This window comes from Phenylobacterium sp. (assembly GCF_031412415.1).
Taxonomy (GTDB): Bacteria; Pseudomonadota; Alphaproteobacteria; order Caulobacterales; family Caulobacteraceae; genus Phenylobacterium.
Map to the genome: position 1 here is coordinate 1 of NZ_JANOCX010000019.1, position 11331 is coordinate 11331.

General features: G+C 67.8%; 13 protein-coding genes. 8 read left to right on the plus strand and 5 right to left on the minus strand.

Annotated features, from left to right (window positions below; genetic code table 11):
- From RMO04_RS00850 to RMO04_RS00885, 8 genes are all read left to right on the plus strand, one after another.
- Nucleotides 1-519 (plus strand): nicotinate-nucleotide adenylyltransferase (locus RMO04_RS00850; RefSeq protein WP_309642904.1); only part of this gene is annotated, 519 nt, incomplete at its 5' end.
- Between the two features lie 82 nt (nucleotides 520-601).
- On the plus strand, nucleotides 602-1015 hold the full coding sequence (rsfS, locus tag RMO04_RS00855; RefSeq protein ID WP_309642916.1) for a ribosome silencing factor: 414 nt from the start codon (nucleotides 602-604) through the stop codon (nucleotides 1013-1015).
- A 16-nt stretch (nucleotides 1016-1031) separates the two neighbouring features.
- On the plus strand, nucleotides 1032-1496 hold the full coding sequence (rlmH, locus tag RMO04_RS00860; RefSeq protein ID WP_309642905.1) for a 23S rRNA (pseudouridine(1915)-N(3))-methyltransferase RlmH: 465 nt from the start codon (nucleotides 1032-1034) through the stop codon (nucleotides 1494-1496).
- Nucleotides 1497-1540: 44 nt separating this feature from the next.
- On the plus strand, nucleotides 1541-2404 hold the full coding sequence (locus RMO04_RS00865) for a peptidoglycan DD-metalloendopeptidase family protein (protein WP_309642906.1): 864 nt from the start codon (nucleotides 1541-1543) through the stop codon (nucleotides 2402-2404).
- Nucleotides 2405-2451: 47 nt separating this feature from the next.
- Nucleotides 2452-3840: a S41 family peptidase gene (locus RMO04_RS00870; protein WP_309642907.1), complete on the plus strand. Its 1389-nt coding sequence runs from the start codon at nucleotides 2452-2454 to the stop codon at nucleotides 3838-3840.
- 161 nt (nucleotides 3841-4001) lie between these two features.
- Nucleotides 4002-5138, plus strand: coding sequence for a divergent polysaccharide deacetylase family protein (locus tag RMO04_RS00875; protein ID WP_309642908.1), 1137 nt, complete (start codon nucleotides 4002-4004; stop codon nucleotides 5136-5138).
- Between the two features lie 171 nt (nucleotides 5139-5309).
- On the plus strand, nucleotides 5310-5804 hold the full coding sequence (locus tag RMO04_RS00880; RefSeq protein WP_309642909.1) for an RNA pyrophosphohydrolase: 495 nt from the start codon (nucleotides 5310-5312) through the stop codon (nucleotides 5802-5804).
- Nucleotides 5805-5839: 35 nt separating this feature from the next.
- The gene (locus RMO04_RS00885; RefSeq protein ID WP_309642910.1) at nucleotides 5840-6589 is read left to right on the plus strand and encodes an alpha/beta hydrolase; all 750 of its coding nucleotides are present in this window, start codon (nucleotides 5840-5842) and stop codon (nucleotides 6587-6589) included.
- Nucleotides 6590-6763: 174 nt separating this feature from the next.
- On the opposite strand, the gene RMO04_RS00890 is transcribed toward RMO04_RS00885, so the two are convergent.
- The 5 genes from RMO04_RS00890 to atpD all read right to left on the minus strand — a co-directional run.
- Nucleotides 6764-8692, minus strand: a complete 1929-nt coding sequence (locus tag RMO04_RS00890; protein ID WP_309642911.1) for a S9 family peptidase — start codon at nucleotides 8690-8692, stop codon at nucleotides 6764-6766.
- 67 nt (nucleotides 8693-8759) lie between these two features.
- Nucleotides 8760-9086 (minus strand): quaternary ammonium compound efflux SMR transporter SugE, encoded by a 327-nt coding sequence (sugE, locus tag RMO04_RS00895; protein WP_309642912.1) that lies wholly within the window; start codon nucleotides 9084-9086, stop codon nucleotides 8760-8762.
- 122 nt (nucleotides 9087-9208) lie between these two features.
- The gene (locus RMO04_RS00900) at nucleotides 9209-9940 is read right to left on the minus strand and encodes a hypothetical protein (protein WP_309642913.1); all 732 of its coding nucleotides are present in this window, start codon (nucleotides 9938-9940) and stop codon (nucleotides 9209-9211) included.
- Between the two features lie 100 nt (nucleotides 9941-10040).
- A complete protein-coding gene (locus tag RMO04_RS00905) occupies nucleotides 10041-10307 on the minus strand; it encodes an ATP synthase F1 subunit epsilon (protein ID WP_309642914.1) in 267 nt (88 codons plus the stop codon).
- Between the two features lie 5 nt (nucleotides 10308-10312).
- A partial coding sequence (gene atpD / locus RMO04_RS00910; RefSeq protein WP_309642915.1) for a F0F1 ATP synthase subunit beta occupies nucleotides 10313-11331 on the minus strand: 1019 nt, incomplete at its 5' end.

Sequence of the window (11331 nt, forward strand, 5' to 3'; positions counted from 1 at the left end):
GTGGCCGAGACCGCGCGAAGGCGCCTGGGCCTGGACCGGGTGATCTGGCTGGTCTCGCCGCAGAACCCGCTAAAGCCCAGCGAGGAAACCGCGGCTTTGAAAGCGCGGATCGCCGGCGCCAGGACCTTCGCCCGTGGCCGCACGATGATCGTGTCCGACGCCGAGACCGCGACCGGGTCGCAATACACCATCGACACCCTGCGGGCGCTGAAGGCGCGTTTCCCTCGGGTTCACTTCGTCTGGATCATGGGGGCCGACAGCCTGGCCAGCTTCCACCGCTGGCGGGGCTGGACCCAGATCATGGCCGAGGTTCCTGTCGCCGTGGTTTCGCGGCCCTGGATCTCGCTGCGGAGCCGGTTCTCCCCCGCCGCCAAGCGCTTCGCCCATGCCAGGGTCGCGCCGCGCCAGGCCCGGTTGCTCCCCGGCGCGACCCCGCCCCGCTGGGTTTTCCTGACCGGACCGTTGAATTTCCAGTCGTCCACGGTGTTGCGCGAACGCATGAAACGCGGCCGCCGATAGGGCGGCGACGCGCTTGGGCTGACCGATGGCGCTTTTCGTGCTACGAGGGGTTTCATAGCGAGGATATAAAGGAGCGACCCCGCTGAGCCCTGACCCCGCGCCTAGCGCGCACGAAGCCGCTGTTTCGCAGGCTTCTCTCGACACCCAGGCGCGGATCACCGCCCTGGAAGAACTGATCCTGGCGCGTCTCGACGACGACAAGGCCCAGGACGTCGTCTTCATCGATCTGAAGGGCAAGAGCGCGGTGGCCGATGGCCTCGTCGTCGCTTCGGGCCGTTCGCACCGTCATGTCGGCGCCATGGCCGACCACCTGCTGCGCGCGCTCAAGGAGCAGGGCTACGGCAAGGCCCGGGTCGAGGGCATGCCCCACTGCGACTGGGTTCTGATCGACACCGGCGATGTGATCGTCCACCTGTTCCGTCCCGAGGTCCGCCAGTTCTACAACATCGAGAAGATCTGGTCGGTCGACGCACCGCACCGCACCGCCTCGAGCTGACGACCGCTCCACCTCCGTGAAGATCACGATCCTCGCCGTCGGTCGCCTGCCGCGCTCGCCGGAGGTCGACCTGGTGAAGCTGTATGTGGAGCGCGCCACCGCCGGGGGGCGCGCCCTGGCGCTGGGTCCCGTAGAGGTCGTCGAGGTCGAGGCTCGGAAGCCCGGCAAGGGGCCCGAGGCCGAGGTCCTGCGCCCCCACCTTGAAGGCGCTCACGTCATCGCCTGCGACGAGCACGGCGCGCAACGCACCTCGCGGGACTTCGCGGGGTTGATCGCGCGGCTACGCGACGACGGGACGCGCAAGCTGGTGCTGGTGATCGGCGGAGCCGACGGGCTGGATCCCGTCCTGCTGGCCCAGGCCCACGGCAAGCTGGCCTTCGGCCCGCAGACCTGGCCGCACGCGCTGGCGCGCGTCATGCTGGCCGAGCAGGTCTATCGCGCCGTGACCATCTTGGCCGGCGGCCCGTATCACCGCGACTGAGGGTCCAATTGAGCCGGCGCGCGACGCGGACTATGCCTGACGCCATGACCCGTCGCCTGGCCCCCATGCTCGCGCTCACGGCGACGTTTGCGGTCGCCGCCGTGGCGCTCGCCGCCGACGATGACCGGGCGCGGCTGGAGAAGCTGAACGTCCGGGAGACCGTGCTGACCGCCGAGCAGGGCCGCAACCTCAACCGCCTGGCGCGGCTGCTGACCGTGCTGGCCCAGTTTCGCCGCGATCCGCCGCCCGCCCTGCTGGTCAATCCCGACGACGCGGTGGACGCCGTTCGCGCCGCCATCCTGGTCAAGGCGATCACACCGGAGTTGCAACGTCGCGCGCGCGCCTATTCCACCGAGGCCGTGGCGATCGCCCGCCAGCGCCGGCTGGCCGCGGTGGCGAGCGAGGCCCTGTTCACCGCCGACAGCCGCGCCGCCGAACGGAGGACCGAGACCACGCCGCCGGGCGCGGCGCTGGCCCTGCGCCCGGCCCTGGACGCGCCGCTGTCGGCCCCCGCCGGGCTCGCCATGCCGACGCCTGGGGCCCTGGCTCATCGGTTCGGCGAGACCATGCCCGGCGGCGGCCGCGCCGACGGACTGACCATCGCCGCGGCGAAGGGCGCCCGCGTGACGGCGCCGAGCGCCGGATTGGTCCAGTATGTGGGGCCCGTTAAGGGTTGGGGCGTCATATTGATCTTGAGATTGCCGGGTGGATACCATCTGGTGTTGGCAGGCCTCGACCGGGCGAGCGTGGGTATCGGACAATCGGTCGCGGCGGGCGCGCCTGTCGGACAGATGCCGGATGGGAGACAGTCTCCCTCCGAGCTCTATCTGGAGGTCCGGGAAGGCGGAGCCCCCGTCGACCCGGAGCGTTGGTTGAGAACGGGAGCGCAAACAGCTTCCGGAAATTGATGCGTCAGCGGCGCTTTTTCGCCGCAAGGGAGGCTTAAGGGCCTGATATGCGAAAGTATCTTCTGATCGGGGCTTCGGCCTTCGTGCTCGGCGCCGGTTCCATGGCCTATGTGAGCCAGGCGGCCCTGGCCTCGGCCCAGCCCAAGACCCAGACCTACAAGACGCTGCAGTTGTTCGGCGACGTGGTCGACATCGTCGAGCGTCAGTATGTGACCGAGGTCGACGATCAGAAGCTGATCGAGGCGGCCATCGACGGGATGCTCACCTCGCTGGACCCGCACTCCGGCTACCTCAACCCCGACAGCTTCGACGACATGCGCGATCAGACGCGCGGTGAGTACGGCGGCCTGGGCATCGAGGTCACCAGCGAGGACGGCGTGGTCAAGGTGATTTCGCCCATGGACGACACCCCGGCCTTCAAGGCCGGCGTCAAGGCCGGCGACTTCATCACCGCCGTCAACGGCGAGAGCGTGTTGGGCCTGTCGGTCAACGAGGCCGTCAAGCAGATGCGCGGCAAGCCGGGCGAGACCGTCACCCTCACCCTGGCGCGCGAAAAGACCGATCCCTTCGACGTGAAGATCGTCCGCGAGGTGATCAAGCCCAAGTCCGCCACCGCCAAGATGGAGGGCGACGTCGGCTATCTGCGTGTCTCGGCCTTCAACGAGAAGACCACCGACGAGGCCGAAGCGGCCCTGGCCGACCTGCGCGCCAAGAACCCGAAGATGAAGGGTCTGATCCTCGACCTGCGCAACAATCCAGGCGGGCTGCTGGACCAGGCGGTCGGTATCTCCGACCTGTTCCTGGACGGGGGCGAGGTGGTTTCCCAGCGCGGCCGCGATCCGCGCGACATCGAACGTTACAACGCCCGCACCGGCGACGCGGCCGGCGGCCTGCCCATGGTGGTGCTGATCAATTCCGGCTCCGCCTCGGCCGCCGAGATCGTCGCCGGCGCCCTGCAGGACCGCAAACGCGCGGAACTAGTGGGCCTGACCAGCTTCGGCAAGGGTTCGGTCCAGACCGTGATCCCGCTGCACGGCGGCATCGACGGCGCGCTGAAGCTGACCACGGCGCGCTACTACACGCCCTCCGGCCGCTCGATCCAGAAGACCGGCATCGAGCCCGATCTGGAGGTCGCCGAGACTCGCGAGGAAGCCCAGCGTATCGCCAACCGCGCCTTCCAGTTCTCGGAAGCCTCGTTCCGCAACGCGCTGAACGCCGAAGAGGGCAAGAAGCGCATCGGCGCCCACGAGCCCGCCGAGGCGCCCCCCACCGACTTCGACACCAAGACCGGCGATTTCCAGCTCGCCCGGGCCAAGGACGTGCTGCGCTATGGCTCGGTCGCCGCCACGCCGAAGCTGCCGAAACCTGCGCCGAAGATGGCCGCCGTGGTCGGCGCGCGCACCGCCAGTGTCGAGGCTCCCGCCACCAAGAAGTAAACCCTGTCGCCAGTTCTCGCGCCTCACGCGAACCCTTTTCGCGTAAGGGGCGAGGCGGCTTTGGGGATGTTCACTGTATAAGTCGTTGTTAACCATATTGGTGCGATGGTGCGGTGCTGGAACGTTCCGTGATCACGTAAATGTTTTCGACGAAAAACCTCATGCCCGCCTTGTCCGCGCCCCGTGACGGCTTCCGGCCGCCGGACATTCTTGCGCGTGCGTTCGCCAATCCGCACCTCACCGCCGGGCTGGCGGGCGGACTGCTGCTGATCACCCTGCTGGCCGTCATCGCCCTGCTGGGCGACCCCAAGGCGAGCACCCCGGTGGTGCGGTTGTCCTTGGCCAAGGTGCAGGGGATGGCGGCCCCTCCGGGCTGGCGCGAGGCGCTGATCGCCCCCTCTCATTCGCCCGTGGTGACCGAGGATATCTTCCGCCTGTCGGAGACCCCGCTCGGCCCAGGCAGCGCCTTTGGCGGCCACGCTACAATCACCATGGCTGGCGCCGCCGCCTTCCATGCCGCCGATTCCCTGGTCCAGGCCCCGCTGGCCGGCTTCCATGTCCAGGGTCCCGGCGGTCTGCTGCCGATCATCGCGGCCAACGGCAAGACTCCGGCCGAGGCCTATGCGCGCCCATTCGCCACAAACGGCCGGCCCAAGGTCGGACTGGTGATCGGCGGGCTGGGGCTGAACGCCCAGGCCACCCGCCAGGCCATCGACGGCCTGCCGCCCGAGATCACCCTGTCGTTCGTGCCCTATGCCGAGGGGCTGCAGGGCTGGATCGACCTGGCCCGCGCCGCCGGTCACGAGGTGCTGCTGGAAACGCCCATGGAGCCGGTCGACTATCCCGATAACGACCCGGGCCCCTACACCTTGATGGCCACCGCCCAGGGGACCGAGACCGTGAAGAAGCTGGAATGGGTGCTGTCGCGCGCCACCGGCTATTTCGGTGTGACCAACTATCTGGGCTCGCGCTTCCTCGGATCCGACACCGGCATGAACGCCTTCACCGGCGCCCTGCGCGGCCGGGGCCTGGCCTTCATCGACGACGGCCAGGCGGCGCGGCGGGGCGGCGGCATTCCGCGCGCCTCGGCGACCCGGATCATCGACGAACAGCTCTCCGGCGAGGCCATCGACCAGCAGCTGCTGCAGATCGAGGCCGCGGCCCTGCAGAACGGTCAAGCGCTGGGCTCAGGCTTCGCCTATCCTGTGACGCTATCGCAGGTCGCGTCCTGGGCTGAATCGGTAGAGTCTCGCGGATATCAGCTGGCGCCGGCTTCCGCCCTGACCACCCGCCGCTAGTGTGCTGGATTTGAAGTTCGCCCGCCTTTAGGACTTGGCTCTGAGCGAACTTCAAATCCAAGAAGCACACTAGAAACTTAGATTTGCTAGTATCCTTATCGATTCCGAGGTTCGTCAGAGCCCGCCACCAACGCTCGCGAACTTCGAAATCGGGACACTAGATGAGGTGAGATGAACCACGACCTGTCCGCCTATCGCCCGAACGTGGGGGTGGTGCTGTTCCACCCCGACGGACGTGTGTGGCTGGGTCGCAGGTACGCCGCACCGGACCCCTACAACTGGCAGTTCCCCCAGGGCGGAGTCGACGAGGGCGAGGACCTGACGGTCGCCGCTTTCCGCGAGCTGGCCGAAGAGACCGGGGTGACCTCCACCACCCTACTGGGCCGCACCGAGGACTGGCTGGCCTACGACTTCCCGCCCGAGCACAACGGTTCGAAGATCGCCAAGGGCTGGAAGGGCCAACGCCAGGTCTGGTTCGCTCTGCGCTTTGATGGCGACGAGGCGGAGATCGACCTATCCGGCAATGGTCATCCCGAGTTCGACGCGTGGCGCTGGGGTCGGCTGGAAGAGGCGCCCGCCTTGGTCGTGCCGTTCAAGCGCGCCAACTATGAGGCCGTCGTGACGGCCTTCCGTGATTTCGGGCGCGTGCGGGGACAAGCCGCCTGAGCCGGTCCCCAGAAACGACCGCGCCCCCGGTCATCATGGTGCATGGCGCCTTCTGCGGCGGCTGGGCCTTCGAGGCCTTCCGCGCGCCGTTCGAGGCCGCCGGCCACACGGTGCTGACCCCCGACCTGCGCGGCCATGGCGACGCCGACCGGTCCGACGCCGTGGTCGGGGTCTCGATGACCGACTACGCCAAGGACATCGCGGCGCTGTGCGAAGCGCAGTCACAGCCACCGATCCTGATCGGCCACTCCCTGGGCGGGCTGGTGGTCCAACTCGCCGCGCGGCGCGCCAAGCTGCGCGCGGTGGTGTTGCTGGCGCCGTCCGCGCCGTGGGGCGTCTCCGGATCCTCGATGGAGGAGGCGGTCACCGCCTTCGGCCTGCACATGCTGGGGCCGTTCTGGGCCCAGGGCGTGGCGCCCGATCGTGGCCTGATGCGTCAGTACAGCCTCAACCGCATGCCCAAGGCCGAGTGCGAAGCCGCTGTCGCCCGCCTGCGCCCCGAGAGCGGCCGCGCGCTTTGGGAGACGCTCAACTGGTGGCTCGACCCGTTCATGACCACCGGGGTCGGTTCAGGCCCACTGCCCGTGCCCAGCCTGGTGTTGTGCGGGGAGCGCGACGTGGTCCATCCGCCCGGCACCGTGCGCCAGACCGCCGAGCGGATCGGCGCGGCCTATCGCCAGGTCCCCGGCATGAGCCACTGGCTGCTGGGCGAGCCAGGCTTCGACAAAGTGGCGGCCGACGTGCTGGCCTGGCTCGACGGGGTCCTGGCGATGGACGTCGCCTGAGCGTCGGCGCGTGTTCATGGGCTTGATGACCCTCAGTCCTCGGCGCGCTCCCGACGGCCGCCACTGAGCGGGAACTCCATGTCGGCCTTCGACCCATAGACTTCCCCGCACCCGGCCATTCGGCCGCGAGCTCCCCCAGAGGGGGAGCATCTGAGTCGTTGCGGCGACGAACGCTTACTCCGTCCCCAACACCTTCTTCAGGAAGACGATCTCCGTCGCCCGCACCGCCTCGGCGTTCTGCTTCTTGTAGATGCCGTGGCCCTCGTCCTTGGCCAGGACGTACCACACCTCGGTCCCCTGCCCGCGCAGTCTGGCGACCAGCTGCTCGCTCTCGGTGCGTGGCACGCGGGGATCGTTGGCGCCCTGGAAGACCATCATCGGCTTCTTCATCCGGTCGCTCATGTTGAGCGGCGAGATCCTGTCGAACACCGCGCGCATGGCCGGGTCGCGCTCATCGCCGTACTCGGCCCGGCGCAGGTCGCGGCGATAGCCCTCGGTGTTCTGCAGGAAGGTCACCCAGTTGGAGATGCCGTAGAGATCGATGATCCCGGCCAGGCGATCGTTCTCATGGGCGGCCAGGGCCAGCACCATGTAGCCGCCGTAGGACTGACCCACGACGGCGACGCGGCTGGCGTCCAGGTCCGGCTGCCTGGCGATCCAGTCGAGCAGGGCGGAGATGTCCTTGACCGAATCCTCGCGCTTCTCGGCGTTGTCGAGGCCGATATAGGTCTTCCCGTAGCCCGATGAGCCGCGGACATTGGGGATGATCACCGCGGCGCCCAGCTCGCTGACCCACGACTGGCGGCGCGGGTTGAAGTTGGGCTGTTCCTGGCCCTCAGGCCCGCCGTGGATCTGGATCACCACCGGGCGCTTCCCGGTCAGGCCTTTCGGCCGGTAGATGAAGGCCGGGATCGAGCGCTTGTCGAAGCTCTCGTAGCGAAACAGGGTCGGCTCCACGAGGTTGGCGGGGTCGAGGCCGCCCAGCTCGCTCTCCGTCCAGCGGGTCAATTTCCCGGCGGCCAGGTCCCAGCTCCAGACATCGCCGGCCGAGGTGGAGGTCGAGAGGCTGAAGCCCAGGCGCTTGCCGTCCGGCGAGAACCCCATGCCCGTCATGACGCCCAGCGGCAGCTTCGGCGCGGCCAGCGCCTTGCCGGTGGCGAGGTCCTTGAGCACCAGGCGCGAATAGCCCTCCTCATTGACCATGTAGGCGATGGTCTTGCCGTCGGGGCTGAGCTTGAAGGACTCCGTCGGCCATTTGGCGCCGGGATCCAGATCGCGCATGGCGCCCGTGGCCAGGTCGAAAACCACGGGACGGGACATCTCCGCCCCGTCGTCGGACAGCATCACCACGGCCTTGCCGTCGCCGGTGAAGGCGCCGCCCTGATAGCCCACCTTGCGGTCGGCGGGGCCGATAGCCTTCAGCGCGCCGTTCGACAGGTCCAGGACATAGGGCTCGACGAATGTCGCCGAATTGTAGCGCGCCACCAGGGCCCACTTGCCGTCCGGCGAGATGTCGACGGGGGCGATGGCCCCCTTGCCCTCATGGATCGTTCGCCGGCCCGTGGGATTGGCGACCTCTCCCAGGACGATGTCGTAGTTGGGATCACCGGGGGTCACCTGGCTCCAGATCAGCGTCTTGCCATCGCCGGCGAAGACGAAGTTGTCGTTCCGGGTCTTCGGCGCGGTGACCTGGACCTCGGCGCCGTTCAGGCCGCGCAGATAGGCTTGGTAGTATTCCGCCCCGCCCACGTCGCGGGCGTAGAGGTAGCGCTGCGCCTTGGGCTGGGCGATGGCGGTGTTGATCGGCTCGTTGAAGAAGGTGAGCTGGGTGCGCGCGCCGCCGGGCGCGGCCAGCCGGTGGATTTGGTTGGTGTCGCCGAACCGCGTGGCGATCAGGATCGATCCGTCCGCAAGCCAGTCCTCGAAGATCGCCGAGCGGGCGTTGTAGTAGGGCACGATGGCGGCCTGGAGGGCGGCCGGCGTCTCCGGCACGCCGTCATAGACGATCTGGCCGACCTCGCGCTTGGGCAGGTCGGCGCTCCAGCCGGCCGTCGCGCAGGTGAAGGCAAGGACGGTCCCAAGCAGCAGGGCGCGCGTCATCATCAAATCCAACTCCTAGGATGAGGGAGGCGGGAGCCAACGACGTCGCGCGCCGTCCGTCAATCGCCCGTCAGTCGCTGGACGGTGTCAGCAGCTTCAGGCCCAGTATGCCGGAGACGATCAGACCCACGCACACAAGTCGCGCGACCGTGGCTGGCTCCTTGAATAGGAAGATGCCCAGGATCACGGTGCCAACGGCCCCGATACCGGTCCAGATCGCATAGGCCGTACCCAAGGGGAGGGTCTTAAGCGCGACTCCCAGAAGGCCCATGGACACAACGAGGCTGACCCCGGTGAACACCGTGGGCCAGAGGCGGGTGAAGCCATCGGTGTATTTCAGACCCACCGCCCAACCGATCTCGCAGAGACCGGCGACAAACAGAACGACCCAAGCCATGGCGTGACGCCTCCTAGCTGATGGGGTCGTCCCCGGGAGAAAACGGAAAAGGCGCCGGGGTCGTCCCCGGCGCCTCTCGAAATAGGCCGCGCCCGCAGGCGCCGCAAGGCCTCTGTCGCGTCCTAGAACTTGCGCTCGGAATAGAGCACTTCGCCCATGTCCCAGTTCTTGTTCACCGAAGCGCCGTCCGGCTTCTTCAGCTGCATGAACACGAGGCCGATCGATTCCTTATCGGTCAGGTATTCCCAGGTGTTTGTGACGCGCTTGTATTCCGCGCTCGGGGTGTAGTCGTTCCGCTGCTGCAGCAGCTCGGGCTGGTGCAGGAACGAGAAGATGTTGAGACCCACGATGATCGGCGTCTCAGTACCGATCTGGTAGTTCACCACCATGCGGCAGACGTCCTTGTTGGACCCCGTCGGCCAGATGGTCAGGGTGTAGGGCTTGGCCACCAGGGTGGCGGTGTAGGTCAGGTCTCGGCGGTTCTTCTTGTAGCCCGCCATGCCCTTCATGATCTCGTCGAGGTTGCCACCCTTCACCAGGGGTTTGCAGACTCGATTCAGCACGTCGATGATCTGGCCTTCCGCCCCGGTGGTCGGGATCGTGTAGACCTTTTCCGGCTCGGCGGCGGGCGGAGCCGCAGGCGCCATGGGATCGGCCGCGGGCGGCGCGGCGGGGGCCATCGGGGCGGTCGCGGGCGGCGTCATGGGAGCGGCCGGCGGAGCCGGCGGCGCGGCTTCCGGCGCGGGAGTCATCGGCGCCGCGGGCGGCGGCGCAGGTTCGGTGGACGGGGTCTGGGCCACGGCGCCGGTGGCGACACCTGCGAAAGCGATCAGACTGACGATAGCGGTGCGCATGGCTGCGTTTCCCCTCACTTGATGGTGCATCACACTCAATGCGGCCGTCCCTCGCAAGTGCTGTAACCGCGCTTTCAGGCGAGTTCTAGACCGTTGCGTGTCAGGCGCGCGCCTCGACGGCGTGTTCGGCCAGGATGGTCAGCCCTTCGGGCGTCACGTCGGCGAAGCCGCCTTGGACCTCGAAGACCGTGAGCTGGCCGTCGTTATGGACCACGACCTGGCCTTCCTTGAGCGCGGTCATGAACGGCGCATGGCCGGCCAGGACGCCGAAGCCGCCCTCCGTCCCCTGGGCGTCGACCTGGTCGACCTCGCCGGAGAACAGTTCGCGCTCCGGCGAGACCAGGGAGAAGTGAAGCTTCTCGGCCATGATTCCTAGGCTTCCGCGGCCAGACGCTCGGCCTTGGCCACCGCGTCTTCGATGGTGCCGACGTTGTAGAAGGCGGCTTCCGGCAGGTGGTCGTACTCACCGTCAACCACCGCCTTGAACGAGCGGATGGTGTCTTCCAGGCTGACGAACACGCCCGGCATGTTGGTGAACTGCTCGGCCACGTGGAAGGGCTGGCTGAGGAACTTGGAGATCTTCCGGGCGCGCGCGACCGTCAGCTTGTCCTCTTCCGACAGCTCGTCCATGCCCAGGATGGCGATGATGTCCTTCAGGGCCTTGTAGGCCTGCAGGGTTTCCTGAACGCGACGGGCGACGTTGTAGTGTTCCTCGCCGATCACCAGCGGGTCCATGATCCGCGAGGTGGAGTCCAGCGGGTCAACGGCCGGGAAGATGGCCTGGGCGGCGATGTCGCGCGAGAGCACGGTGGTCGCGTCCAAGTGGGCGAAGGAGGCGGCGGGCGCCGGGTCGGTAAGGTCGTCGGCGGGAACGTAGATGGCCTGGACCGAGGTGATCGAGCCCTTCGCGGTGGAGGTGATGCGCTCCTGAAGGTTGCCCATCTCGGTGGCCAGGGTGGGCTGATAGCCCACGGCCGAGGGGATGCGGCCCAGCAGGGCGGACACTTCGGAGCCGGCCTGAGTGAAGCGGAAGATGTTGTCGATGAAGAGCAGCACGTCCTTGCCCTCTTCGTCGCGGAAGTACTCGGCCTGGGCCAGACCGGTGAGGGCCACGCGGGCCCGCGCGCCGGGGGGCTCGTTCATCTGGCCATAGACCAGTGTGCACTTGGAGCCTTCGCCGCCGCCGGGCTTGTTGACGTTGCTCTCGATCATCTCGTGATACAGGTCGTTGCCTTCGCGGGTGCGCTCACCCACCCCGGCCAGCACCGAATAGCCGCCGTAGGCCTTGGCGATGTTGTTGATCAGCTCCTGCATGGTCACGGTCTTGCCCACGCCGGCGCCGCCGAACAGGCCGATCTTGCCGCCCTTGGTGTAGGGGCAGAGCAGGTCGA